Source organism: Actinoallomurus purpureus (assembly GCF_024055795.1).
Taxonomy (GTDB): domain Bacteria; phylum Actinomycetota; class Actinomycetes; order Streptosporangiales; family Streptosporangiaceae; genus Actinoallomurus; species Actinoallomurus purpureus.
The window spans coordinates 78,118-102,274 of sequence record NZ_JAMXMY010000030.1 but is presented as its reverse complement, the minus strand read 5'-3'; the positions used below and the strand labels follow the sequence as shown (position 1 = coordinate 102,274).

Genomic DNA, 24,157 nt, shown 5'->3' with positions numbered 1-24,157 from the left:
TGTTCCGGTACGGGCCCCGCCGGTCAGCTGTGGCCGAGGGCCTCCTCGTCGGTGAGTGTGGCCGACGGCATCACGTCGTACCCCATCTCGTCGACGATCGGCGGCGCGGCCTCGGTCGTGGGCGACAGCACCACGGCCTCGGAGTGGGCGCCGCATCCGTGATCGACCGAGACGACCTTTCCGTCATCGGGGGCGTACTCGTTGGCGCACACGCCGAACGCCTGCCGCAGCGATCCCGCGAGCGCCGCGAAGAAGCCGCAGGTGCCGCACTGCGCCGGGGCGGAGCGGGCGACGGGGGTCTCGGGGCCGGCGTCCCCGCCGTACCACCGGATGGCGGCCTCGTCGCGGCCCTCGGCGGACAGCACGCGGGGCTTGCCGAGGCCCAACTCCCAGCCGAGCTCCGCGTCGACCTCGTCGGTCTGCGTGAAGCCGGGCGCCAGGCGCGGGTCGTCCGGGGTGGTCGGCAGTAGGTCGCCGGGCCCGAGATCGCCGGGACGCAGCCGGTCGCTCCACGGCACCCACTCGGGCGCGAGCATGGCGTCCTCGCCGGGCAGCAGGACGCTCTCGTTGACCGTGGCGTGCTTGGCCCGGGAGGCGCGGACGACCGAGATGGCCCAGCGCCAGCCGTGGTAGGCCGGGTCGAGGCAGGTGAAGTAGTGGGTGACGACACGGTCCCCTTCGGGAACCATGCCGAGGTGATCGCCGACGAATTCCGGCCGGGACGTGTCCTCGGCCGCCGCGCGTGCCAGATCGACCGCCTCAGCGGCGATGGGGTCGATCGCGGGGGTACGGCTCCGCCGGGTGACGGCCGGGCTGGTGGAACGCACAGGACTCACATACACGATTGTCGCTCATCCCAGGGCATGGGTTTGCCTCGAAGAGGCAGACTTGACGGCATGAGTTTGTGGGCACGTACGGGTGCCGCCGGGCGGGCGGTGCGCGCGGTGGCCCAGAAGATGGGGCGCGTGACGCGCAGGGCCACCCACGCCGGCGGCGCGGGCGGCACCGGGCTGGGCGGCCTGATCGAGCTGAACGCGCTCAACAGCGCCGGTGACGCCCTGATCGCGGTGGCGCTGGCGGGCACGATGTTCTTCAATCTGGACGTCCAGCAGGCCCGCAGCCAGGTCGCGCTGTACCTGCTCGTGACCATGGCGCCGTTCGCGCTGGTCGCGCCGCTCATCGGCCCGGTGCTCGATCACATGCGCCACGCCCGGCGGATCGCGATCGCGGGCACGATGCTGGCCCGTGGCCTGCTGTGCTGGGGGATGGCCGGAGCGGTTCTGCACAAGGATCCGGTGACGCTGATGCCCGCGGCGTTCGGGGCGCTGGTGCTGTCGAAGGCGTTCGGGGTGTCGCGCAGCGCCGTCACGCCCCGGGTGCTGCCCGCCGGCCTCGCCCTGGTCACCGCGAACGCCCGTGCGTCCTTCACCGGCCTGGTCGCCGCGTCGATCATGGCGCCGCTCGGGGCGGGCCTGGTGGCCCTCGCCAACGCGGGCTGGGCGCTGCGCCTCGCGACGCTCGTCTTCATGATCGGCGCGATCTCCGCCATGCGGCTGCCGTCGCACGTGGACACGCCAGACGCCGGCGCCCGGCCGTCCGACCCGGCGCAGACCCACGCCGACCAGGCACAGGACCACACGGGTGACCGGGGCCGCTGGCGGACCCTGCTGCGGGTCGGGCCGGTGGTCGGGGAGGCCATGCTGGTCAACGCGACCCTGCGGGCGTTCGCCGGCTTCTTGATCCTCTACCTGGCGTTCCTGCTGCGGACCAAGGGGTTCGTCCAGCCGGTCTCGCCCAACGTCGCGCTGGGCCTGCTTGCCGCCGCGGCCGGCGCGGGCGGGCTGGCCGGTACCGGCCTGGGCGCCCTCGTCAAGGCGCGGGCGCCGCGGGCGATCGTGTTCGGCACGCTGGCGATGGCGACCGTCACGGCGGCGGTGTGCGCGGCGTTCTTCGGGCTGGTCGCCGCGCTGGTGGTGGCGTTCGTCGGCGCGCTCGGCCAGTCCCTGGGCAAGCTGGGGCTGGACGCGATCGTGCAGCGTGAGATCGGCGAGGAGATCCGGTCGTCGACGTTCGCGGTGTCCGAGACGGTCCACCAGCTCGTCTGGGTGACCGGCGGGCTGACCGGGCTCGGCATGTCGATCGTGGCCTCCAACGGCCACCTCGCGCTCGCCGCGGTGGCCGGCGCGCTCGCGCTGTCCCTGGCCGCGCTGGCCTCCCCCCGCAGGAGCCGCCGCGCCGTAAGACGCCGCAACCGGGCCGCGGAGGGCGAGCCGAGCGTCGCCGACACCACCGCCTGACGGCGCGGGACCGAGAGCTCACGCGGAATGGACCGCCGGGCTGATCCGACGCCCATTCCGCGCGAGTTCTACTGCGGATCCAGGTCGTCCGCGACGGCGCGCAGAACTTCGCCGATCTTCTGGGCGATCTTGCCCTCGGGGTGCTTGCCGCGACGGTAGGTGGTGGAGACGCCGTCGAGGAGCTTGATGAGGTCCTCGACGATCTCGACCATCTCGTCGGGCTTCTTGCGCTTGGCCTTGACGACCGACGGCGGGTTGTCGAGCGTGCGGACGCTCAGCGCCTGCTGCCCCTTCCGGCCCTCGACGACCCCGAACTCGACGCGCTGCCCGGGTTTGAGCAAGGCCACGCCGCCGGGCAGCGCAGAGGAATGAACGAACACCTCACCACCGTCATCGCGGGTGAGGAAGCCGAATCCCTTGTCGGCGTCATACCACTTGACCTTGCCAGTGGGCACGGGGACCTCGTTGCTAGCTCTTGTCAGGGCGGGTGACATCAAGGCTATTGCCTCGACGGGGAACCGGGGTGGATCAGTTCGCTCAAAGTGTCCGGGAAGCCCCGCAAATCGGGCAACACGATATCGGCTCCGTAGGCTCGAAGCGCCTCCGAATCGTACGGGCCGGTGGCGATCGCGATGCTGCGGGCGCCCGCCGCCCGCGCCGCGTCGATGTCCGCGACGTGGTCCCCGGCGTACGCGGTGGCGCCGAACTCCACCAGCGCCGCGCCCTTCCCGGCGCCGAACAGGCCGCCGGCCACCGCGTCGACGTTCAGGCCGAGGAACCGGACGGTGGACTCGGCGTCGCGCTGGTTCTTGGCGGTGACGACGATGACGCGCCCGCCCCGGGCACGTACGGCGTCGACGGCCGCGTCCGCGCCGGGCATGGGCGACGTACGGGGAACCGCGACCTCACCGTAGAAGGCGCGGTACCGGGCGGCCAGCTCCGGCACGTCCTCCGGCGGGAACCAGTACGCCAGTTCGGTCTCCAGCGGCGGGCCGAGGCGCGAGACCACGGCGGCCGTGTCGATGGGCACCCCCGTCTCCGCCGAGAGCCGGTCGAAGGCCGCGGCGATCCCCTTGCGGGTGTCGGCGAGGGTCAGGTCCAGGTCGAATCCCACAGCGAGCACGCGCCATAGGGTACGTACCATGGCGAGTCACGCGTGCCCGCGCCCTCCCGGTAGTGGCGATGCGACGGGATCCGAGTGGGAGGGCGCGGAGTCTGCGCGAAATCTGGATCTATTGATGTGGTCACCGGCCGAGCTCGCATTAATTACAAGCCCGTAACTGCGGTTTCGTGATGCGGATATACCCAGTGGTCGCTCTTCGAACCACGCAGATGTCGAACCGGTCTCGAAAGTAAGAAAATAAAATGGCGAGATGGCGTAGTAAGTCGGGAAATGTCGCCGAGGATTCCGGTCAGAACGGCTCCCCCGCCGAGCGGACCGCTCCTCAGCCCGGACGGCACCGGCCCGATGGCGAGCCGGTCCGAAAGAGCCTGGCCAGAGCCGCCGGCGCCGTGGCCACGCTGGTGGCGGTCGCCGCGACGGTCATCGCGATCGTGCTGGCCCTGCACATCGCCTTCGTCGTCTTCTCCGCCAATCAGGCCAACCCGATCGTCCGCACGGTCAACGACTGGGCACAGTCGCTCGCCTGGGAGTTCCGGGACATGTTCACGCCCAAGGACCAGCGCGTGGCGGTGATCGTCGACTACGGGATCGCCGCGGTCGTGTACCTCATCGCCGGGCGGGTCGGCGCGGGCCTGATCCGGCGGATTCGCTGAGCCCCACGCTCGTACGCGCCCTGTCACAGTGCGTGAGACGACGATTCCGTACGACATCGGCCGACCGTTCGATGGCCTACGCTCTTTCTCGGAGGAGCACAGAAAATGCAGAGATCGACCCGAGAACGGATCGTCGCCGAGGCGCTCCGGCTGTTCGCCGAGCGAGGCTATTCCGCGACGTCCGTCGCGGAGATCGAGGCCGCGGCAGGCCTGTCCCCCGGGGCCGGTGGGCTGTACCGCCACTTCCGCTCCAAGGAGGAGGTCCTGGCCGCCGCCGTGCGCGAGCACATCGCCCGCACGGCCGAGCAGATCGCGACGGCCTTCGAGCAGTCGGCCGGGATTCACGGCCAGCCGCTCGTCGACCGGCTGCGTGTGGCCGCGTCGACGGGCCTGGCGAAGATGCGGGAGGAGGCCGACCTCATCCGGGTCCTCTTCCGCGACCTGGACAAGTTCCCCAACCTCGTCGCCGAGATGCGCGAGGGCATCGCCAACCCGCTCTACGACCTGTTCGGCAAGTGGCTGGCCGGCCAGCCCGAAATGGCCGGCATCGACGAGGACTGGGACGCCGTCGCCCTGTCCCTCGGCGGGGCGATCGTCAACTACTGGCTCGCCCAGGACGCCCTGTACGCCGCCCCCAACCGCATCGACGAGGAGCGCTTCATCAACGGCTGGTCCCGCCTCGCGATGGGACTGGTCGGAAAGCCCGCCGAGGCGGTCCAGTAGGGCCTGTCTCAAAGTCCCCGTCCGTAGCGAGCGGTGTCCAGGTGGTGCCTCGTAAGGCGGAGGAGGGAGTCAGCCTGGTTTTGGCTGGCGACCGACGACAACGCGGCGAGGCGCCGCCTGGACACCGCGCAGTAGGACAGTGGGGCTTTGAGACAGGCCCTAGCGGCCGGGGGCCGGTTCAGCGAACGAGCCGGCCCAGCAGCGCCGACGCGGCCGTGATCCCGGCCGCCGCGGCCACGATGAGCACCGCGACATCGAGAAGGAGATGCCCCGGCGTGCCGATGAGCAGGTCCCGCAGGGCGTCGACCTCGTAGCTCAGCGGGTTGACGTGGCTGATGACGCGCAGCCACTCCGGCATGATGCCGACCGGGTACAACGCGTTCGACCCGAAGAACAACGGCATCGTGATCGCCTGGCCGATGCCCATCAACCGGTCCCGTGACATGGCGAGGCCGGCGATGGTCATCGACAGGCACGAGAAGAACGCGGTACCGAGCATCACGACCACGACGACCCCGAGCCAGCGCAGCGGGTTCACCGTCAGGGCCACGCCGAGCACCGCGCTCAGCACCATGATGGCGACGGCCTGGGCGAGGGAGCGCACCCCCGCGGCGAACGCCTTGCCGGTGACCAGCGCGGCCCGCGGCGTCGGCGTGACGAGCAGCTTGGCCAGGACGCCGGCGTCCCGCTCCCAGATGATCTGGATCCCGTAGAAGATCGCGATGAACAGGGTGGACTGGGCCAGGATTCCCGGCGCCAGGTAGTCCAGGTAGGGCACCCGCCCGGTCGGGATGGCCCGGATCCGGGAGAAGGTCTCACCGAAGATCAGCAACCACAGCGCGGGCTGGATCGCGCGGGTGTAGATCTCCGTCCGGTCGTGCCGCATCTTCTGCAGCTCCACCACGCACATCGCGGCCACCCGCGCGAGCATCAGACGCCAGGCGGGCCGGTGGGCTGGCGGCTCAGCCGAGCCGGCCGGCGATGCGCCGAGCGTGGCAGACGGCTCAGCCGAGCCGGCCGGCGGTGCGCCGGGTACTGCGCGTGTCGCGGAAGCCGTCTCCCGGCTCGTCGAGCCGGTCTCCGGTGTAGGCACGGAACACCTCCTCCAGAGTGGCGCCGGGCTCGAGCCCGGACTTGAGGTCGGCCGGGGTGCCCAGCGCCTGGACGCGGCCCCGGTGCATGAGCGCGATCCGGCCGCAGTGCTGGTCGGCCTCGTCCATGTGGTGGGTGGTCACCAGGACGGTCATCCCCGTGGCACGCCGGACCTCCTGGATGCGCTCCCAGACCCCGTCGCGCGCGACCGGGTCCAGGCCGATCGTCGGCTCGTCGAGGATGAGCAGGCGCGGGGCGCTGACAAGCGCCTGGGCGAGCTCGAGCCGCCGGATCATCCCCCCTGAGTACGTCTGCGCGCGCCGGTCGGCCGCGTCGGCGAGCCCGACCGCGGACAGGACCTCCTCGACCCGCTCCCGGCGTTGGCGGCGCGGCACGTCGAACAGCCGCGCGAACAGCTCCACGTTCTCGCGCCCGGTCAGGGCGGCGTCGGCGGACAGCTGCTGGGGCAGATAGCCGATCGCCCGGCGTACGGCCATCCGATGGCGCGCCACGTCGAGCCCGAAGACCTCCACCATGCCGGGCTTGGCGGGGAGCAGCGTCGTGATCAGCCGGATCGTCGTGGTCTTGCCCGCTCCATTCGGGCCGAGCAGGCCGAAGACCTCGCCCTCGGCAACGTCCAGATCGACGCCGTCGACCGCGACGTTGCCGCCGAACGCGTGCCGCAGCCCCCGGCACACCACCGCATGCCGGTCGACCGATCCACTCTCGTCACTCACGTGGCCTCCTTCGTCGGAGAAGTGACCGGGCGCACTGTGCTTTCGATTCGCTCGCTCATGCCTCACCCCTGTCGGAAGACGGGTGCGCGGATGTCGCGGCGGGGCGGCCGTCGTCGGCCGGCTCCGCGAGCCGGGCGAGCAGCCGGCGCAGGGCGGGCAGCGCGGCGGCGATCGACGCCCGGTCCTCGTCGGAGAGCTCCTCGAGCCGGGCGCCGACGAGGCGGGCCCGGCGGTCCCGCCAGTCCGCGATACGCCGGCGCGCGGCCTCTGTGAGCTCCAGCCGGGCGGCCCGCCGGTCGTCCGGGTCGGTCTCCCGGCGCAACATGCCGGCCCGGACCAGCTGGTTGACCAGGGTGCTCACGGAGTTGTCGGCCAGCCGGAGCTCGCGCGCGGCCGCCGCGACACTCACGCCGGGGTTGCGGTCGACGACGAGCATCAGCTCGACCTGGGCCGGGCGCAGGTCCGGCAGCGGCGTCGCACCACGCAGCGTGCGCCGCACAAGGCGGCGCATCGCCATGGTCACGTCCATGAGGTCGCCGCCCAGCCGGACGCCATCACTGCCCATAAATCCGCATATTACCTCTCAAGCAGAGGTAATCAGCTCTGCTGGGACTGACGAGGCTGCCGCGACTTCTGAGGATGTAGCGACGAGGGAAGGGTCCTCCCTCCACTTCGCCACTCGTCACGGATGGTAAAGAAGTCGCTCCATAGAGTTGTCGGCCACCACATGTGCCGGGGACCCCAGGCCGCGGTTCCCCCCGCCTCCGGCCGCCCACGCAGTCCGATCGGAGAGCCATGTCCGTACGAGGGAAAGCGCAGTGATCGCCACGGTGCGGGGGTTCAGGTCCATGGGCCGCCCCGCCAAAGTGCTGCTGGTCAACGAGATGGGTGAGACGGCCGGGCTCCTCATGCTCGCGCCCTACCTCGCCGACCACCTGACGCACCGGATCGGGCTGGCGGTCTGGCTCGTCGGCCTCCTCCTGGGGTTGCGCCACTTCAGCGAGGGCCTGTTCGCCATCGGCGGCACGTTGGGCGACCGTGTCGGCTACAAGCCGGTGCTCGTGGCCGGATGCGGACTCGAGGCCGTGGGCTCCGTGCTGTTCGGCCTGTCCAGCGCCGTTCCGTGGCTGATCGGGGCAGCGGTGTTCAGCGGGCTCGCCCGCGCACTGTTCGTCCCGGCCAGGCGCGCGTACCTCGCCCAGGTGGAGAGCGACCGGAAGGTCGAGGCGTTCGCCCTGGCGGGCGTCTGCCGCCGGGTCGGACTGCTCATCGGCCCGCTCGTCGGAATCCTGCTGGTCCACGCGGGGTTCGAATCGCTGTGCACGGCGGCGGCCGGGGTCTTCGTCGTCCTCACGCTGGTGCAGTGGTGGGCGCTGCCCACCTGCGCCGGCGTCCACGCGGGCTCGCGACGGCCGCTCTGGGCCGAGTGGCGCGAGGCGCTCGGCGACCGCGTCTTCCTCGCCTTCGCCGTGACGATGTGCGCGTCCTACTCACTCGTCTACCAGCTCTCGTTCGGCCTGCCGATCGAGGTACGTCAGGTGTCCGGAGGACGCGCCGGCATCACGGCCCTCTTCGTCCTGTCGGCCCTCCTCGGCCTCGCGGGACAAATCCGCCTCACGCTGTGGTGCGAGCGGCGCTGGACACCCGGCCAGGTCATGGTGCGCGGCCTGATCGTCATGGGTGTCGCGTTCGTCCCGTTGATGCGCCCGCCCGCGCACGGCGGGCCGCTCATCCGCCTGCTCCCCATCCTCCTGTGCGCGGCGATCCTGACCGTCGGCACGATGATGGTCTTCCCGTTCGAGATGGCGACCATCGCCGACCTCGCCGGCGACCGCGGGATCGGGACGTACTACAGCGTCAACAACCTGCTGTCCGGAGTCGGTTCCGTCCTCGGCAATCTGCTCAGCGCCGCCGCGATGGGTCTGTCCCGAGCGCTGAACGTGTCAGGCCTGCCCTGGCTCGTCCTGCTGCTCCTCGCGCTCATGTCGGCGACCGCGCTGACCTTCGTGAACAGGAGTGACCGGCTGGCCGCGGGCCGTCTCGCCGGGGCGCACGCAGGCACGACCTCCTGACACCCCGACCGCGTCCGGGTTTCGTGCGATCGCCGAGCGCGGCCCGGACGCGGTCGTGGGGCCGGGCGCGCAGCATCGATTCCGTCCCCGAGCGGGACCATCAGGTCGTCATCCACGAATACCGTTGTGGTCGTGAGCACGGATACCTACGCCGACTGGCTGCGGGCACGCGACGACGACGGGTTGCGCGCCCTCTTCGCCGCCCGCCCCGAGCTGATCACCCCCGTGCCAGCGGACATGGGAGCACTGGCCGCCCGGGCATCCGCGGCATCCGCCGTGTCGCGGGCGCTCGACCGCCTCGACCGGCTCGCGCTGAACATCTTCGAGGCGCTGCTGGTGCTGCCGTCGCCCACCGCCTACGACGATCTCCTGGCGGCCGTCGCGGCCGAGCCGTCCGCCCGCGCCCGCATCCGTGACGCGGTGGACCGGCTCCGTTCCCTGGCCCTGGTCTGGGGCGAGGACGACGCCCTGCGGGTCGTGCCCGGCGGACGGCAGGTCATCCCCCACCCGGCCGGCCTGGGCCCGCCCCTCCGGGAGGCGTTCGCGTCCTACTCCTCGGACCGGCTGGCGGAGCTGCTCGACGACCTCGGCCTGGAGTCGGTCGACGACATTCCCGCCCGGATCGGCGCACTGGTCGAGGACGCGGGCCCGGAGGCGAGGGCCGCCCTCGACCGGCTCGCGTGGGGGCCGCCCGTCGGCCGGGTCGACGGCGCCCGCCGGCCCGTCACCCTCGCCACGGCCTCGTCCCCCATCGAACACCTCCTCGCGCGCGGCCTGCTGGCCGCGACCGACGACCGCACCGTGACGTTGCCTCGGGAGGTCGGGCTGCACCTGCGGGGCGGCCGGGTGTTCGCCGAGCTGCGGACGACGCCGCCGCCCCTTGGCGGCACCGCCCGCTCGGCCCGGCTGGTCGACCGCACCGCCGGCGGCCAGGCGTTCACCTTCGTGCGCTCCGCCGAGGAACTGCTCGACCGCTGGGGCATCGACCCGCCCGGCGTGCTGCGCGGCGGCGGCCTCGGCATCCGTGACCTGCGCTCCACCGCGACCGAACTCGACGTGCCGGAGTGGACGGCCGCGCTGCTGATCGAGGTTGCGTACGCCGCCGGGCTGCTGGCCCGCGACGGCGACCACGACGGCCCGGCGGGCGCGCGGTGGCTGCCGACCCCGGCGTTCGACCTGTGGCGGCTGCGCGACGTCGAGCGTCGCTGGGCCGACCTGGCCACCGCGTGGCTGGTGACCGACCGGGCGCCCGGCCTCGCGGGCGAGCGGGACGACCGCGAGCGTCTCATCAACGCGCTGTCCGACGAGGCCGTACGGGTCAGTTCCCCGCAGGTGCGCCGGTCGGTGCTCGGCGCCCTCGCCGACGCCAAGCCGGGCACGGCACCGGGCGCCGACGAGGTGTTCGCCTACCTCACCTGGCAGCAGCCGCGCCGGGGCGGCACACTGCGCGAGCGCCTCGTGCGCTGGACCCTCCGCGAGGCCGAGACACTCGGGGTCACCGGCCTCGGCGCGCTGTCCGGCCACGCCCGTGGTCTGCTGTCGGGCGGCGACACCGCCAAGGCGCTGGCCTCGGTGCTGCCCGAGCCGGTCGATCACGTGCTCATCCAGGCCGACCTGACGGCGGTCGCTCCCGGCCCGCTCGTCAGTGACCTGGCCCGTGAGCTCGCGCTCGCCGCCGACGTCGAGTCGACCGGTGGCGCCACCGTCTACCGCTTCACGCCCGGATCGGTGCGCCGCGCCCTCGACGCGGGCCGTGGGGCGTCCGAGCTGATCGATCTGCTCAAACGGCATTCGGCCACCGACCTGCCGCAGCCGCTGACCTACCTCATCGAGGACGTCGCCCGCCGGCACGGCCGCCTGCGGGTCGGCGTCGCCTCGGCGTACATCCGATCCGATGATCCTGCCGTTCTCGACGAGATCCTCGCCGACCGGCGGTCGGAACAGCTCCGGCTGCACCGGCTCGCGCCGACCGTCCTGGCCTCCCGTGCCTCCCGCGGCGAGCTCCTGGAGTCCCTGCGCGCCCTGGGGTACGCGCCGGTGGCCGAGTCGCCGGAGGGCTCCGTCGTGATCACCCGCCTCGACGCGCGACGTTCCGAGACCACCCACGGCACGTACGAGCCGGCGCACCACTCCCAGGTCGCCGTGGCCGGCCCGGACGCGTCGGTCGTGACGGCGGCCGTGCGCGCGCTGCGGGCCGGCGAGCGGGCCGCGCGGGCCACCGCCCCGGAGGGAGCGCCGCCGCGCTCCCCCGCCATGGCGATGGTCAAGCAGCTGCGGCAGGCGGCCGACCGGGGCTCCCGCGTGTGGATCGGCTACCTCGACCAGCAGGGGCAGGCGTCCAGCCGCATCATCGAGCCGGCGCGCGTGGAGGGCGGGTTCCTCACCGCGTACGACGCGACGCGGGCCGCCGTCCAGCGGTTCGCCCTGCACCGCATCACCGGCGTCGCCGACGTCGACGGCTCATCCTGACCTGAATATTGAAATGGGTCGAGGGGCCGCACCGAATGCGGCCCCTCGACCCATCGCATTTTCACGGCCGTATCTCGCGGCGGCGCGGTTCGAACCCGACAGCGGTCATTCCCCGCGCTTGCCGAAGTCGGCGCTGGACCAGTGCTCGGGGCGGACCCGGAACAGCGCGAGACCTTCTCCGGTCGTGCTGCCCAGGTAGCGATCGCCCAGATCCGGCCCGAGGTAGCGGTGTGCCAGGTCGGCGCGCTCCGTCTCCCCCACCGGCTCGTCGACGGCGGTGACCGGTCCCTCCACGCTGACATACCGGTAGGGCGGGTCGTCGTTGTGCACGCACAGCGTGACGCGGCCGGCCTCCCTGATCAGCTCGGCCTTGCGGCTCTTCGCCCCGGTGATGAAGTACAGCTCGCCGCCGGGCTCGTAGGAGTACCACATCGGAACCGCCACCGGAGCCCGGTCGCCATCGCTCTCGGACACGCTCAGCACGCCGAGGCGCACACCCGCAAGGAACGCCTCGCGCTCCCCCACGCTCATCACCTGCGTCACGTGGTGATCGTTGCCGAGCCGCGCCCATCGCCAACCCCCGGAGCCGCAAAGACTCAGTTCGGACCGTCCCCGCCCGCGTACCGGCCCGGCGTGACGCCGAAGGCGTGACGGAACGACTCGATGAACGCGCTGGGGCTGCGGAAGCCGCAGGCGGTGGCGACCGCGGTGACCGGGGCACCGGTGGCGAGCAGGGTCAGGGAGTGGTGCAGCCGCAGCTGGGCGCGCCACTGGGGGAAGGTCATCCCGGTCTGCTCCCGGAACAGGCGGCTGAGCGTGCGTTCGGTGCCTTCTTCGGCGTCAACACCTTCATCGAGCTGTACTGGATCCGGCACCTGCACGCGTCGCGCGAGGTCGCCGGCGGCGCGCTGGCGTGCTTCCTCGTCGGCGGCGTCGCCGGGACCCTGCTCGGCGGCCGCGTCGCCGACCGGATCGGCCTGGTCCGTACCGTGCAGCTCGGCGGCGTCCTGGCGATCCCGGCACTGGTCGGGCTCCGCCTCGCCCCCGGCCCGGCCGTGCCGCTGCTGTTCGCCGTGCTCAGCGGCATCGCGCTGAACATCCCGTTCGCGGTGCTCGTCAAGCTCGGCCAGGACTACCTGCCGACGCGGCCTGGCACGGCCGCCGGGGTCACCCTGGGCCTGGGGGTCAGCGTCGGCGGCCTGATCGCGCCGGTGTTCGGCCTCGTCGCCCAGGCGTACGGCCCGCAGGGCGTCTTCCTGAGTCTGTGCGCGGTCCCGGTCGGCGCCCTCGTCCTGGGTCTGTTCCTCGCCGACCCGGAAAGTCCCAGCGACAATTGAGGTCTTAGGCGGCAAGATGGAACCAAACAATGATCGAATGAGTCGTACTCATCCGCCATGCTTAGGCGCGTCGTTACATCCTCGGACTTTCGACCTGGGGGCTCACCGTGACATGGCAGGACCCGTATGGGCAGTACGGCCAGAACCCCCAGGGCCAGACCCCTCACGGGCAGGACGCCTACGGCCAGCCGGGCTGGCAGAGCACCCAGCCCGGCTGGCAGGACCCGTACGCCCAGCAGGGTCCGTACGGGCAGCAGAACCCGTACGGGCAGCAGGGCTACGGATACTACGGGCCGCCGGGCGCGCCGCCCGGCGGCTCCAACGCGGGCGCGGTCGGCGCGCTGGTCGCCAACATCGTCGCCGCCCTGCTGTGCTGCGGCGGCGTCGCCTGGCTGCCCGGGATCATCCTCGCCGCGATCTCCATGAACCGTAACAACACCGACCCCGAGTCGGCCAAGCAGCTGACCCTGTGGTCATGGGTGTGCTTCGCCCTCAACATCGTGTTGATGGTCGTCCTGTTCGTGGTGCTGTACAGCATCGGCACGTTCAGCAACCACTCCAGCTCCACCTCCGGCACGTACTGACCGATCGGGCGCGGGAAGCCTCACGGGGTCTCCGACTGTTGGACACTGAGACCCCACCGCCAGAAAGGCACCACGTGACCGACGGCCCGCTCATCGTCCAGTCCGACAAGACCCTGCTGCTCGAGGTCGACCACGACGCGGCGAACGCGTGCCGGAAGGCGATCGCGCCGTTCGCCGAGCTGGAGCGTGCGCCCGAGCACGTCCACACCTACCGGATCACCCCGCTGGCCCTGTGGAACGCCCGTGCCGCAGGCCACGACGCCGAGCAGGTGATCGACGCGCTCATCACCTACGCGCGCTACCCGGTGCCGCACGCGCTGCTCGTCGACGTCACCGACACGATGGGCCGGTACGGCCGGCTGCGGCTGGAGAAGCACCCGATGTACGGCCTCGTGCTCGCGTCGTCGGACCGCGCGGTGCTCGAAGAGGTGCTGCGGTCCAAGAAGCTCGCGTCGATGTTCGGCCAGCGCGTCGACGACGACAGCGTGGCCGTCCACCCCAGCGAGCGGGGCACCCTCAAGCAGGCCCTGCTGAAGATCGGCTGGCCGGCCGAGGACCTCGCCGGGTACGTCGACGGCGAGGCCCACCCGATCGCCCTCAAGGAGAACGGCTGGGAGCTGCGCTCGTACCAGCGCGACGCCGCCGAGTCGTTCTGGCACGGCGGCTCGGGCGTCGTCGTCCTCCCCTGCGGCGCGGGCAAGACGATCGTCGGCGCCGCCGCGATGGCCCACGCCTCCGCGACCACGCTGATCCTCGTCACCAACACCGTCTCGGCGCACCAGTGGAAACAGGAGCTGCTGCGGCGCACGTCGCTCACCGAGGAGGAGATCGGCGAGTACAGCGGCACCAAGAAGGAGATCCGGCCGGTGACGATCGCGACCTACCAGGTCATGACCACCCGCCGGAAGGGCGTCTACTCCCACCTGGAGCTGTTCGACGCCCGCGACTGGGGCCTCGTCCTGTACGACGAGGTACACCTGCTGCCCGCGCCGATCTTCCGGATGACCGCCGACCTGCAGACCCGGCGCCGCCTCGGCCTGACCGCGACGCTCGTCCGCGAAGACGGCCGCGAGGGCGACGTGTTCTCCCTCATCGGCCCGAAGCGGTACGACGCGCCGTGGAAGGAGATGGAGGCGCAGGGCTGGATCGCCCCGGCCGACTGCGTCGAGGTCCGCGTGACGCTGACCGACTCCGAGCGCCTCGCCTACGCCACCGCCGAGCAGGAGGACCGCTACCGCTTCTGCGCGACGACCGCCAGCAAGACCTCGGTCGTCGAGGCCCTGGTCGAACGCCACCGCGGCGAGCAGCTGCTCGTCATCGGCCAGTACATCGACCAGCTCGACGAACTCGGCGAACGCCTCGACGCGCCCGTCATCAAGGGCGAGACCAAGATCAAGGAACGGGAGCGGCTGTTCGACGCGTTCCGCAGCGGGGAGCTGCAGGTCCTGATCGTCTCGAAGGTCGCCAACTTCTCGATCGACCTGCCCGAGGCCGCCGTCGCCATCCAGGTGTCGGGGACGTTCGGCTCGCGGCAGGAGGAGGCGCAGCGGCTCGGCCGCGTCCTGCGCCCGAAGGCGTCGGGCAAGGGCGCACGGTTCTACTCGGTCGTCGCCCGCGACACCCTGGACCAGGACTATGCCGCCCACCGGCAGCGCTTCCTCGCCGAGCAGGGGTACGCCTACCGCATCGTCGACGCCGACGCCGTCTACAGCGACGAGGAGATCTGACTCAGCCGATGCGGAAGACCGGGACGGTCGGCGCGATGGCCGCGAGCCGTTCGTCGTCGGCGTCCTTGATGTCCTCGTCGAAGAACCGGGCGACCTCCCAGCCCCACCGTTTGAAATAGTGGCGCAGCAGCGGGACCTTCAGCTCGTCCGGTAGCTCGGAAACGGTGAACGGCTCGGTGCGGCGGCCCAGGCGCAGCTCGCCCCCGCCGGCGACCCGGATGTTGCGCACCCACTGGGTGTGGCCGCGCGGGGCGACCAGATAGCGCACGCCGTCGTAGGTGAGCAGGTTGACGGGGTTGGTGCGCCACTCGCCGCTGGCGCGGCCCCGGACGGCGAGGATGCGCGTGCCGAAGAGACTGATCCCCTTCCGGGTCAGGAAGTGCACGATCTTGTTGAAGTAGATCTCGATCCCGGCGGCCTGGACGTGCCGGGACTCGGTCGCGGTGGTCATCTCGACTCCTTTCGTGAGCACTGCTCTCTCTTGAGAGCAGTGTGCACCAGAAGATGCCATCGAAGCAAGAGCAGTGCTCTCGATTTTGTTCAGCGATCTCGTTGCTGCGACACTGCGTCCATGAGCGCGAGCCGTACCGCACGCGAGCGGGCAAGAGCCGAACTGACGAGAGAGATCAAGGACGAGGCGCGCCGACGGCTGGCGGTGTCCGGTGCCCAGGGGCTGTCGCTGCGCGCCGTGGCCCGCGAGCTGGGCATGGTCTCCTCGGCGTTGTACCGCTACTTCGCCAGCCGCGACGAGCTGCTCACCGCACTGATCATTGACGCCTACTCGGCGCTCGCCGACGAGGTGGAGGCAGCCGACCGGGCCGCCGACCCGGCCGGCTTCCGTGCCCGTTGGCAGGCGGTCTGCCGGACCGTACGCGCCTGGGCGACCGCGCACCCCCACGAGTACGCGCTGGTCTACGGCTCGCCGGTGCCGGGGTACCACGCCCCCGAGACGACGATCGCCCCCGCCTCCCGCGTCCCGATCACGATCATGGGCATCATCCGCGACGCGTACGAGGCCGGCGCACTGACCACCCCGGCGGACGAGCATCCCCTGCCGCCGATCCTGGCCGAGCAGGCGACGGTCATCGCCGCGCTCGCCGCTCCGGACGTGCCCGGCCCCCCGCTCGTTCGGGGCGCGGTCGCCTGGACCGAGCTGTTCGGCATGGTCACGTTCGAGCTGTTCGGCCAGTACGCCAACACCCTCGACCCCGCCGACGCGTTCTTCGACCACACCGTCCAGCGCATGGCCGACCTGCTGGGCCTTCCCTAGTCCCGCACCGGCGCGTCGAGCGCGTCAGGGGGCAGCGCGGGCACCGGCCAGGCCGGATCGCGCCGCCAGGCCGACCAGTCGTCCGCGAACGGCCCCTCGCCCGCCTCGATCAGGGCGAGCACCCGCTGACGAGCCTCGTCCACACGGGAGTGCAGCGCGTCGTCGATGAGACCGAGCCGCCGACCGTGGGCGTATTCGTCCTCGTCCTTCCACGTCCACCCGGACAGGTCGGGCTCGACGACCAGATCGAGGAGCAGGTCGAAGGTGTCGATTCCGATGCCGGTACGCCGGAAGGGGCGTTCGAAGTTGACGTACCAGCCGTCGCGGCGGCCGGCGCCGAAGTAGTGGTGAACGCTGAACAGCTCCCCCGCCCGGAACCGGCTGAGCAGAGTGGTGTCCCGCCAGGTCCATCGACCCAACCGCCACCGTCCCGAGGCGAGGTCGGGAACCGCCCGTTTCCGGACCGCGTCATCGCCGGTCACCAGCCACTCGATCCACGTGGTCGGCGCGACCAGCTCCACGCCGGGCCAGCAGCACATCACGAGCTCGCCACCGGTGTCCCGGATCACCCGGTGCGGCGCGGCCGTCCAGACCTTCCCGCCGACCGTGTCGCGGCGCACGGCCGTCGAACCTTCCGCGAAGACCTCGCCCTGATCCCGTACCGCCACCTCGCGATCATGACACGTGGCACGCTGACGATCACTCGCGTGATCGCCGAGGCTTTCCGTTGCTCCCGAGCCGAAGAACCTCGACGATCAGCGCGCACACCGCTTGCTAGCGCGGTACATATCAGTTGCTCGAACTGACTGCGAGAGCTTAACGTAAGCATTAACGTGGTCTGCCATGGGTAGATGGGCAGTCGAACTGCACGCGGAAGTGACCTCCTGGTTTCTCGGACTGGTGAAGGGTGATCCGGCTACGGCCGACCTCGTCGAGGAGGCGATTGATCTGCTGGAGACGGTCGGTCCGACGCTTGGGCGGCCAATGGTCGATCGAATCAAAGGGTCTCGCCACCACAACATGAAGGAGCTTCGCCCAGCCTCGGAAGGTGGCAGCGAGATACGGATCTTGTTCGCCTTCGACCCGAGAAGATGTGCCCTGTTACTCCTCGCGGGAGACAAGGCGGGCGACTGGCAGGGGTGGTACCGAACCCACATACCGATCGCCGACGACCGCTATGACACGCACCTGAAAGCGCTGGCCGACGAGGGGGACGAGTGAACCGACAGTGGGAAGACGTCAAGCGGGAAGCCGCGCGGATCCGCAAGGAGCAGGGCCGGGAGTTCACGGACGAGATGCGGACGGCGATCCGGCAGCAGATGCTGGACGAGATCCACGCCTACCAACTCGCGGAGATCCGTCGGCGCCAGTCGCGGACCCAGCGAGAGGTGGCCGCGGCCATGGGCGTGTCGGCGCCACGGGTCTCCGCCATCGAGCACGGCGACATGAACAAGGTCGAGGTCGCCACGCTGCGCTCGTACGTCGAGGCGCTCGGCGGGAGGCTCCGGATCATCGCCGACTTCGGCGAGGAATCCTGCATCGTCACGTGATCCACGGCGCAGCGGTCCGCTGCCGGGGCTTTGAAGACGTCGCCGTTCTTTTGTCGGACCGACGCTCCCTTGAGCAGCGCCCGACGCTCACCTTCGCCGAAGGTACCGGCCGGTGCCTCGTCAGAAGCGACCAGCGGGCTATGAGCCGATCAGGTCCGCCGGAACGGGTTCGGCGGAGCCGGCCTCCCTGATCGTCAGGGGCTCATCACCGCGGATCTCGGCATCCGAGCCGTGCTGGTGTACGGCGACGCCGAGCACGACGCCCGTCAGGCCCGCGGCCTCGACCAACGAAGGCCACTGCCGGAGCACCACGATGCCGACCACCGTGGCCGTCGCGGGCAGCAGCGCGAGCAGCAGGGCGTAGGTCGACCGGGACATCCGGGTCATCGCCAACTGGTCGCAGACATACGGCAGCACCGAGGCGACGCCGACGCCGACCGCCGCGCCGATGGGCCGAGGACCGGAGAGCACCGGTGCGACCTCCCCTACCGCGAAAGGCACGGTGACCACGCAGGCGACCAGCATGGCCGCCGCCAATCCGTCGATCCCTCCGAGCCGCCCGGGCAGGCGCCGCGCGGCGCGGTGGGCGACCACGATGTAGAGCGCGAACATCAGGGCGTCGGCGAAGGCGAAGAGGAATCCGAGCGGCGATCCGGTCATCCGGGCATCGGTCAGCACCGCGACCCCTCCGGCGACGGCCACCACCGCGAAGAGGTTCCGGAAGGTGCGGGCACCGAATGTGGCCAAGCCGATCACCGGAAGGAACTCGATCGCGGCCACGGTGCCCAACGGCAGGATGGCGATCGCCTGGTAAAAGGTGAGATTCAGCAGGGCCAGAACGGCCCCCCACGCCAGGATCATGCGACGCCCCGCCGGGCCGGCGTCCCGCAGTGTCCGCCACGGCCGCCGCCACACGGCGAGCACGAGAGCGCCGGTCCAGATACGGAGCGCCGCGGTGCCGGCGGGAGCGAGCCGCGTGAAGATCACCATCGTGAGCGCCGGGCCAAGGTAGCTGGACAGCGCCGAGCCCATGAAATAGGACCAGGAGACAACCTTCCGCGTGGTCACGGGAGGATTCTCGACGATCAGGTCGTCGGCGTGCGCGGTGAATGCGTAAATTCGGCCCGTACGCGACAGGAATCTGGCTGGACCGAATCGCGATCACCCGTCGCCCGGACACGGGCGGCGGGTGCCGGGGATCACTTCTTGTTCTCGCGCAGGACCACGTCGATGGTGATGGCCGTCGAGATGACGAGGCTGCGGAGCGGGTCGGGGAGCTGGTACGGGATCTGGACGGCGTAGCGGTCGGCCGTCGTGAACCAGGCGGCGGCCAGGCCCTCCCACTGCTTGTTGACCCGGGCGACCTCGACACCCTGCCAGTCGGTGATCGTGAAGTCCCAGGCGAAGAAGTCGCCGCGAATCTCGCCGATCTGGCGGTCCTGCGGGTCCAGCAACGTGAAGCGCGGCCGGAGGCCGAAGTGGCACTGGATCGCCCCGATCGGCTGACCGTTCGGCCAGCTGATCTTGACCTTCGGCGTCGCCAGGGCGAACGGCTTGTCGATGATCAGCATCGGCATGCCGTCGGGCCGCACGACGTGCAGCGTGTGCCGGGTGTTGCCCGAGTACTCCGAGAACAGGACGCGCATGGCCTTCTTGCCACCGGAGAGGTTGGGCTCCCCCACCGTCGCGACCGGCTGGCCCTGGCCGTTGAAGACGGTGTACCGCGACTCGACGGCGAAGATCTTCTTGGGCTGCTCGACGAGCAGAACGGGGGAGTTAAAGAGATCCACGGCCGGAAGCTTACGACCTCGACCGATCCGGTGTCCTATTGGTCGCCCGCCCCGTTGATCACCAGGTCGAAGACGGCGGACGCCGACGCGGCCGGGGCCGGAACGCCGAGGACGATCGGCCGGTAGAGAGATGGGCCCACCACGACGTCCATCAGAAGGTCCGGGTCGACGTCGCTCCGTAGCAGGCCCTGATCGATCGCCTCTTCGATGAGCACACGGGCGCGGTCCCGGAGCGGATGGACGAACCGTCGCCGGTACTCCTCCGCGAGACCAGGGTCACCCATGATCTCGGCGGAGACGGCCGGCAGGGCCCGGCCCGCGACGGTCTCGGCGAGACCCTTGTACGTGACTTCGAGCAGTCGCCGCAGGTCCTGGAGCGGGTCGCCGGTCTCCTCGATCGACCGGGCCCCCAGCTGGGCGGGCGGCGCTTTCCGGGGGCCGCGGGCCGGCTCAACCAGGCCTCCCTCAACGGGCTGATGGTGGTGATCTCCGGGCTCGGTGTGGCGGCCGTCACCGTCGGGACGACCGGCCGCCCCGCCGCGTGGAAGCCGTACCTGCCGGCCGGGATGGCGGGGGTCATGCTCCTCAACGTGGCGCTCCCGCACGTGCCCGCCGCCCTCGTCGCGCGCGGGTACGCGCCCGGCCTCGTCACGGCGGTCGGCCTGAACCTGCCGATCGGTCTGGCGGTGCTGCGCAGCGCCGTACGTGAGAGCGCGATCTCCCGGCGCGGCCTGCTCCGGACCATGCCCGTCGCGCTCGGCGTGCTCGCCTGCGCTCCCCTGACCGTCGCCGCCGCACGGGCGGTCTCTGTCGGGGGGCCTCGCTAGTGTTTCGGTCGTGACGGACGTTGCATCCTGCTGGGACCGGACCATCACCTGGCTTCACGCGCACGCACCCACGACCGCCGCCTCCGTGAACCCGCCGGCGGCCGACGCGGTGATCGACGACGCCGCATGGACCGTGGGCGTCCCGCTCCCTGCGGACATCCGCGCCCTCTACCGTGCCGCCGACGGCATGCGGGACGGGCCGCGGGATCACAGGAGCGCAAGCTTGGCGGCCAGCTTCGGGGTCGGGGCGTCGGTGCGGGGCCGCCAGGCATAGCCGTCCACCTCCTCGGCCTGAAGTACGACCTTCGGCTCCTCCACCCGGAGCACCCAGCGGAAATCCGCATGCCAGTGCTCGGGCTCGCCCTTTGCCGGGTTGGCCGGGATGGTGTGCAGGTCGATGTCCACCGGGGTCACGTCCTGGCCGGACTGGGCGACCGCGTCATGCCAGGAGATTCCGGTCTCCTCTTCCAGCTCCCGTAGGGCCGCACCCGGCAGGTTCACATCACCCGGCTCCAAGTGCCCGCCAGGCAGCAGCCACCGCCCGAGTGCCTTGTGTTGGATCAGCAGCAGGCGACGGTCCTGGTCGATCACGACGGCCCCGCATGTGACGTGCCCGCCGTTGAACTCCTTGCGCGAGGTCAGCTCGGCTTCGGCCTCCAACGCCTCGGACAGGGGCCGAAGATGATCTGCCTCATCGGGGTGGCGGTCCAGGTAACGGGCCAGGGTGGAACGGATCTCCTCGGTGCCGATGCTCATGACGTCCCATCGAAGTAGCGCAGCCAGGTCGCCGCGATCAGGCTGCGTTCGGTCGCGTCCAGTTCGTGCAGTCCGGGTTCGTGGTTGGCAGCGGCCAAGGACCCGAGCGCGGCCAGGATCTCGGCCTGCACTAGGAAGATGAAAGCACCCACGCTCGCGCCGTGAAGGAAGTTGACGGCATTACCACCGGCCAGCATGTAGAAGTAGTGCCCGGTTCGGGCGTACCGGGTGATGTGCTCCTCGGTCGAGGTCCGCTCGTACAGCCCCTCGAGCGCTCCCAGCTCCAGCTCGTCATCGCTGCTGGTCACGCTGGCGATGTATGCGCCGTTGGCGATTCTGGCGAAGTCGTCTTCGCGCAACGCCATGTTCCCGGTGGCGCACACGATCACTCCTGCCCCTGCGATGGCCTGGGCCAGGGTGGAGGTGGTGCGGAACCCTTGGGAGAGGGCTTGTGTCCGCCGGATGGGGTCGGAGTCGTAGACGGTCACGCCGACGTGCTTGGCGTGCAGCATCGCCGCCACCGACCGGCCCAGCTTCCCGTACCCGATGACCGCCGCTGGGCGGCCCTGCAGGATGTCGCCCCGCGCTCGGATCAGTGCCTCGGCGGAGAAGGTGACCGACTGTCCCACGAGGTAGTCCTCGGGGTCCTTGAGCGGTGAGCGGGCGACGCTGAATACCGGACACGGCAGCTTGCCCAGCGCCTCGTAGCGCTGGTGTCCGTTTTCGGTGTCCTCCACCACTCCGACGATCTGGCCGGAGAAGTTGGCGCACACGTGCTCCAAGCCGGGCGCGAAGTATCCGCCGACGTCCAGCAACACGATTCGCCGACCGGCCGCCCGCGACTCCACATACTCCAGCGCACGGATCGGGTCGGCGAACGCCGCACGCTCCAGACCGTCCACCGACAACAGAGCCGTGATCTCCTCCAGTGCCCGCGCGTCGATCGACTTCGGCTTGGGCAGGACGGCGGCGATCTCGGCCAGCCGCCCGACTGCCCGCAGGAATGCCGGCCGTTCCCCCAGCAGGTGCGTGATCACCAGTGCGGACACCGGATCGGGGATTTCGTATCGACTGGTGATCTTGCGGAAGAACGCGTCCACCCGCGACTGTTCGAAGTCCTCCAGCGCGGTCATGCGTGCCCCCGCCGCTTGTCCGATATCCCCATGGAGCTCTCTTTCTCGTCGGACGCCAAGACGAGATAGCCTGCACGCTTCGGAGTGAGGGCCGGTCGCCACACCGGTGGGTACGGCCAGGTGGCCGCCGTCAGGACCGCCTGGGTCAGTTCGTCGGCGTCCATGGCCTCGACCAGACGCCATCCCTGCGAGACCTGCACCATCGCCCACCAGGAGCGCGTACGGATGCCGTACCAGAACACCAGGCCGGGGAACCGCCGCCGAAGCATGATGACCGGATCGGCCTTCATCATCCCGACCGGGCCACTGGGCAGGTGGGTCGTGGCGGGAGCGTGGTGCCAGGCCTCGTCGGTTCTCATGGCCGACGACCGGGTCCGGCGTCGCGGTTTTTGAGGTAGTCGGCCAGGCTCGCCGCCGCGCCGGCCGGATCGTGCGCCGGGTGCCGCGCCAGGTCGTCCCGCCGCCACACGAACGACCCGGCGTCGATCTCGACCCACACCTTCCGGTCGGTGAGATCGCCGCGAACCGACAACGCCGGCCGCGCGTCGCTGACCCCCACGTGCACGCCGAGCTTCGCCAGCTCCCGGCACAGTTCGACCAACCGGCACAGATCCCGGCTGTGGCCACTTCCGTTCGTCATCGGTTGTCCCCTGTTCCGTATGGGCAGAGCCGGCAACGGAGTTCCGCTGATTCCCGACAGGGAACTCAACGAGATCGCTGCTGGCGCGACCGACACTGGTCCTGGCGGCTCATTGGCTCCGTTGCGACCGGCACCGGCCCCCGTCCTGCGCTGACATCGAGCATCGACGCCGCAGGACGCGGCCGAAACGGCCAGGTGTTGTACTCGCGTTGCACTTTCGATGCATCAAGCGGTGGCGTCATGCTTCGATCGGGGTGGAGAGGAGGTGGTACACGCGTGCCCACTGTGCGTCAATGGACTGGCCGCGAGGCCCGAGCGCTGCGCAGGGCCGTCCGGATGAGTATTCGGGCCTTCGCTGAGGAGCTGGGGGTCAACGTTCGTACGGTTGCCAAGTGGGAGAAACTGCAGGCCGGCACCGTGCCACGGCCCGACACCCAAGCGATCTTGGACACTGCGCTGAACCGCGCGGACATCGCCGCCCAACAACGCTTTCAGCTGCTGTTGGCCGAAACCGGCACAGTGGTCGGCACACCGGCCGGTGATGCAGGCGTGTATTCGTGGGATCACGAAGCCTGGGCCGATGACATCGAACGAGCCGTCGTCTACCTAAGCCGGCAAAACTTCCCGGCGGCCACCGCTCTCATCAACCCTTGGTTACTCAGATTCCCCGCCGACCGACTCGACGCCCGAGGGCTGTATCTCCATGCCCGTTCGCTCGTGTTGGCCGGTGACGTGCAGCGCGATCAGGGCACGCTGCTCGGCCCCGGGTCGGCGCAACGTTCCTACCGGAGGGCACTGAGCATTTTCGCCGATCTGGACATCCCGCGCCGGATCGCTCAGGTCTCACTGTCGCTGACGGTGATCGACGAGATGGCCGGTAATCTCCATGGAGCCGCGCGCTGTTACCAACTGTTCGCCGACGACGAGCGGCTCAGCGGCCGCGACCGCGCCCGTTCTCTGCTGTGGGTAGGGACGGCACTCAGCAAAGCCGGCCAGCATGAGTACGCCGCCCGCGTGATGGCCGAGGCGACGAACTTCTTTGAAGACCTCGATGAAGCCGAGGACTGGTCGGTGGCCCACCAAAAGCTCGCACTGGCCTACCGCGGCGTCGGTGACCTCGATCAGGCGCTGCGTTTGATCGAGACCGCCCGCGTCGACGGCACCCAGGACACGCCCATGCAGCGCGTACGGCTCAACACCGCGTACGCGCACATCCTGGTGTCCGATCGCGCCACCCGCGACGAGGGCCTTGCCCTGCTGGAGGAGACGAGCCGACTCGCCCGTGGCTGCGGGCTGAACCATCAGCTTCGCAGCATCGATGGCATCCGCCATGACGCGGAGCACTCCAATGGACTCAACATACGACGATGACCGAAA

Annotated in this window: 30 protein-coding genes; 13 read left to right on the top strand and 17 right to left on the bottom strand. The window is 70.5% G+C overall.

What is annotated here, in order from left to right; translation table 11 throughout:
• Positions 1-23: 23 nt before the first annotated feature.
• Complete coding sequence (locus NE236_RS38825; protein WP_252847290.1) at positions 24-836, bottom strand: DUF3027 domain-containing protein; 813 nt, start codon at positions 834-836, stop codon at positions 24-26.
• Positions 837-896: 60 nt separating this feature from the next.
• Between NE236_RS38825 and NE236_RS38820 the strand changes: the two genes are divergently transcribed.
• Positions 897-2,297 (top strand): MFS transporter, encoded by a 1,401-nt coding sequence (locus NE236_RS38820; protein WP_252847289.1) that lies wholly within the window; start codon positions 897-899, stop codon positions 2,295-2,297.
• Positions 2,298-2,365: 68 nt separating this feature from the next.
• Here the strand turns inward: NE236_RS38820 and NE236_RS38815 are convergent, their stop codons facing one another.
• Complete coding sequence (locus NE236_RS38815) at positions 2,366-2,752, bottom strand: cold-shock protein (RefSeq protein WP_252847288.1); 387 nt, start codon at positions 2,750-2,752, stop codon at positions 2,366-2,368.
• A gap of 44 nt (positions 2,753-2,796) precedes the next feature.
• Positions 2,797-3,420 (bottom strand): HAD family hydrolase, encoded by a 624-nt coding sequence (locus NE236_RS38810; protein ID WP_252847287.1) that lies wholly within the window; start codon positions 3,418-3,420, stop codon positions 2,797-2,799.
• Positions 3,421-3,662: 242 nt separating this feature from the next.
• On the opposite strand from NE236_RS38810, the gene NE236_RS38805 reads away from it, so the two are divergent.
• Both NE236_RS38805 and NE236_RS38800 read left to right on the top strand, forming a co-directional pair.
• Positions 3,663-4,073: a hypothetical protein gene (locus NE236_RS38805; RefSeq protein ID WP_252847286.1), complete on the top strand. Its 411-nt coding sequence runs from the start codon at positions 3,663-3,665 to the stop codon at positions 4,071-4,073.
• A 105-nt stretch (positions 4,074-4,178) separates the two neighbouring features.
• Complete coding sequence (locus tag NE236_RS38800) at positions 4,179-4,796, top strand: TetR/AcrR family transcriptional regulator (RefSeq protein ID WP_252847285.1); 618 nt, start codon at positions 4,179-4,181, stop codon at positions 4,794-4,796.
• A gap of 178 nt (positions 4,797-4,974) precedes the next feature.
• Here NE236_RS38800 and NE236_RS38795 read toward each other — a convergent pair whose 3' ends face one another.
• The 3 genes from NE236_RS38795 to NE236_RS38785 all read right to left on the bottom strand — a co-directional run bounded on the left by NE236_RS38795 (position 4,975) and on the right by NE236_RS38785 (position 7,190).
• Entirely contained in the window at positions 4,975-5,727 is a 753-nt protein-coding gene (locus tag NE236_RS38795; RefSeq protein WP_252847284.1) for an ABC transporter permease, read from the bottom strand.
• Between the two features lie 73 nt (positions 5,728-5,800).
• Positions 5,801-6,625 (bottom strand): ABC transporter ATP-binding protein, encoded by an 825-nt coding sequence (locus tag NE236_RS38790; RefSeq protein WP_252847283.1) that lies wholly within the window; start codon positions 6,623-6,625, stop codon positions 5,801-5,803.
• Between the two features lie 55 nt (positions 6,626-6,680).
• Positions 6,681-7,190: a MarR family winged helix-turn-helix transcriptional regulator gene (locus tag NE236_RS38785; protein WP_252847282.1), complete on the bottom strand. Its 510-nt coding sequence runs from the start codon at positions 7,188-7,190 to the stop codon at positions 6,681-6,683.
• A 253-nt stretch (positions 7,191-7,443) separates the two neighbouring features.
• Here NE236_RS38785 and NE236_RS38780 point away from each other — a divergent pair, with 253 nt between their 5' ends.
• Entirely contained in the window at positions 7,444-8,697 is a 1,254-nt protein-coding gene (locus tag NE236_RS38780; RefSeq protein ID WP_252847281.1) for an MFS transporter, read from the top strand.
• A gap of 132 nt (positions 8,698-8,829) precedes the next feature.
• The gene (locus NE236_RS38775) at positions 8,830-11,166 is read left to right on the top strand and encodes a helicase-associated domain-containing protein (protein ID WP_252847280.1); all 2,337 of its coding nucleotides are present in this window, start codon (positions 8,830-8,832) and stop codon (positions 11,164-11,166) included.
• Positions 11,167-11,271: 105 nt separating this feature from the next.
• Here NE236_RS38775 and NE236_RS38770 read toward each other — a convergent pair whose 3' ends face one another.
• Both NE236_RS38770 and NE236_RS38765 read right to left on the bottom strand, forming a co-directional pair.
• Positions 11,272-11,709, bottom strand: a complete 438-nt coding sequence (locus NE236_RS38770; protein WP_252847279.1) for a pyridoxamine 5'-phosphate oxidase family protein — start codon at positions 11,707-11,709, stop codon at positions 11,272-11,274.
• Positions 11,710-11,762: 53 nt separating this feature from the next.
• Complete coding sequence (locus NE236_RS38765; RefSeq protein ID WP_252847278.1) at positions 11,763-11,951, bottom strand: helix-turn-helix transcriptional regulator; 189 nt, start codon at positions 11,949-11,951, stop codon at positions 11,763-11,765.
• Here NE236_RS38765 and NE236_RS38760 point away from each other — a divergent pair.
• The 3 genes from NE236_RS38760 (at position 11,913) to NE236_RS38750 (ending at position 14,814) form a co-directional block, all read left to right on the top strand.
• Positions 11,913-12,503 (top strand): MFS transporter, encoded by a 591-nt coding sequence (locus tag NE236_RS38760; RefSeq protein WP_252847277.1) that lies wholly within the window; start codon positions 11,913-11,915, stop codon positions 12,501-12,503. The genes NE236_RS38765 and NE236_RS38760 overlap by 39 nt on opposite strands.
• A 107-nt stretch (positions 12,504-12,610) precedes the next feature.
• Positions 12,611-13,087 carry a hypothetical protein gene (locus tag NE236_RS38755; protein WP_252847276.1) on the top strand — a complete coding sequence of 159 codons (477 nt, stop codon included), beginning with the start codon at positions 12,611-12,613 and terminating at the stop codon, positions 13,085-13,087.
• Between the two features lie 74 nt (positions 13,088-13,161).
• Positions 13,162-14,814, top strand: coding sequence for a DNA repair helicase XPB (locus tag NE236_RS38750; protein WP_252847275.1), 1,653 nt, complete (start codon positions 13,162-13,164; stop codon positions 14,812-14,814).
• Between the two features lies 1 nt (position 14,815).
• On the opposite strand, the gene NE236_RS38745 is transcribed toward NE236_RS38750, so the two are convergent.
• A complete protein-coding gene (locus tag NE236_RS38745) occupies positions 14,816-15,265 on the bottom strand; it encodes a nitroreductase/quinone reductase family protein (RefSeq protein ID WP_252847274.1) in 450 nt (149 codons plus the stop codon).
• A 120-nt stretch (positions 15,266-15,385) separates the two neighbouring features.
• Here NE236_RS38745 and NE236_RS38740 point away from each other — a divergent pair, with 120 nt between their 5' ends.
• Entirely contained in the window at positions 15,386-16,084 is a 699-nt protein-coding gene (locus NE236_RS38740) for a TetR/AcrR family transcriptional regulator (RefSeq protein ID WP_252847273.1), read from the top strand.
• On the opposite strand, the gene NE236_RS38735 is transcribed toward NE236_RS38740, so the two are convergent.
• Positions 16,081-16,752: a ribonuclease FAU-1 family protein gene (locus NE236_RS38735; RefSeq protein WP_252847272.1), complete on the bottom strand. Its 672-nt coding sequence runs from the start codon at positions 16,750-16,752 to the stop codon at positions 16,081-16,083. The two genes, NE236_RS38740 and NE236_RS38735, sit on opposite strands and share 4 nt — an antisense overlap.
• A gap of 175 nt (positions 16,753-16,927) precedes the next feature.
• Between NE236_RS38735 and NE236_RS38730 the strand changes: the two genes are divergently transcribed.
• Both NE236_RS38730 and NE236_RS38725 read left to right on the top strand, forming a co-directional pair.
• Positions 16,928-17,305, top strand: coding sequence for a type II toxin-antitoxin system RelE/ParE family toxin (locus NE236_RS38730; RefSeq protein WP_252847271.1), 378 nt, complete (start codon positions 16,928-16,930; stop codon positions 17,303-17,305).
• Entirely contained in the window at positions 17,302-17,634 is a 333-nt protein-coding gene (locus tag NE236_RS38725) for an XRE family transcriptional regulator (RefSeq protein ID WP_252847270.1), read from the top strand. The genes NE236_RS38730 and NE236_RS38725 overlap by 4 nt, the downstream gene beginning before the upstream one ends.
• A 138-nt stretch (positions 17,635-17,772) precedes the next feature.
• Here the strand turns inward: NE236_RS38725 and NE236_RS38720 are convergent, their stop codons facing one another.
• The 3 genes from NE236_RS38720 to NE236_RS38710 form a co-directional block, all read right to left on the bottom strand.
• The gene (locus NE236_RS38720; RefSeq protein ID WP_252847269.1) at positions 17,773-18,702 is read right to left on the bottom strand and encodes an EamA family transporter; all 930 of its coding nucleotides are present in this window, start codon (positions 18,700-18,702) and stop codon (positions 17,773-17,775) included.
• 131 nt (positions 18,703-18,833) lie between these two features.
• Positions 18,834-19,424, bottom strand: a complete 591-nt coding sequence (locus NE236_RS38715; protein ID WP_252847268.1) for an LURP-one-related/scramblase family protein — start codon at positions 19,422-19,424, stop codon at positions 18,834-18,836.
• Positions 19,425-19,459: 35 nt separating this feature from the next.
• Positions 19,460-19,783: a TetR-like C-terminal domain-containing protein gene (locus NE236_RS38710; protein ID WP_252847298.1), complete on the bottom strand. Its 324-nt coding sequence runs from the start codon at positions 19,781-19,783 to the stop codon at positions 19,460-19,462.
• Between the two features lie 117 nt (positions 19,784-19,900).
• On the opposite strand from NE236_RS38710, the gene NE236_RS38705 reads away from it, so the two are divergent.
• Positions 19,901-20,251 (top strand): HXXEE domain-containing protein, encoded by a 351-nt coding sequence (locus NE236_RS38705; RefSeq protein WP_252847267.1) that lies wholly within the window; start codon positions 19,901-19,903, stop codon positions 20,249-20,251.
• Positions 20,252-20,458: 207 nt separating this feature from the next.
• Here NE236_RS38705 and NE236_RS38700 read toward each other — a convergent pair whose 3' ends face one another.
• Genes NE236_RS38700 through NE236_RS38685 form a run of 4 tightly spaced genes read right to left on the bottom strand, consistent with a single transcriptional unit; the run spans position 20,459 to position 22,780 of the window.
• On the bottom strand, positions 20,459-21,007 hold the full coding sequence (locus NE236_RS38700) for an NUDIX hydrolase (protein WP_252847266.1): 549 nt from the start codon (positions 21,005-21,007) through the stop codon (positions 20,459-20,461).
• Positions 21,004-22,140 (bottom strand): adenosylhomocysteinase, encoded by a 1,137-nt coding sequence (locus NE236_RS38695; RefSeq protein ID WP_252847265.1) that lies wholly within the window; start codon positions 22,138-22,140, stop codon positions 21,004-21,006. The genes NE236_RS38700 and NE236_RS38695 overlap by 4 nt, the downstream gene beginning before the upstream one ends.
• Positions 22,137-22,499, bottom strand: a complete 363-nt coding sequence (locus tag NE236_RS38690) for a hypothetical protein (RefSeq protein ID WP_252847264.1) — start codon at positions 22,497-22,499, stop codon at positions 22,137-22,139. The genes NE236_RS38695 and NE236_RS38690 overlap by 4 nt, the downstream gene beginning before the upstream one ends.
• Positions 22,496-22,780, bottom strand: coding sequence for a hypothetical protein (locus NE236_RS38685; RefSeq protein WP_252847263.1), 285 nt, complete (start codon positions 22,778-22,780; stop codon positions 22,496-22,498). Before NE236_RS38685 ends, NE236_RS38690 begins: the two co-directional genes overlap by 4 nt.
• Before the next feature lie 276 nt (positions 22,781-23,056).
• On the opposite strand from NE236_RS38685, the gene NE236_RS38680 reads away from it, so the two are divergent.
• Positions 23,057-24,151, top strand: coding sequence for a helix-turn-helix domain-containing protein (locus NE236_RS38680; RefSeq protein ID WP_252847262.1), 1,095 nt, complete (start codon positions 23,057-23,059; stop codon positions 24,149-24,151).
• Positions 24,152-24,157 lie beyond the last annotated feature (6 nt).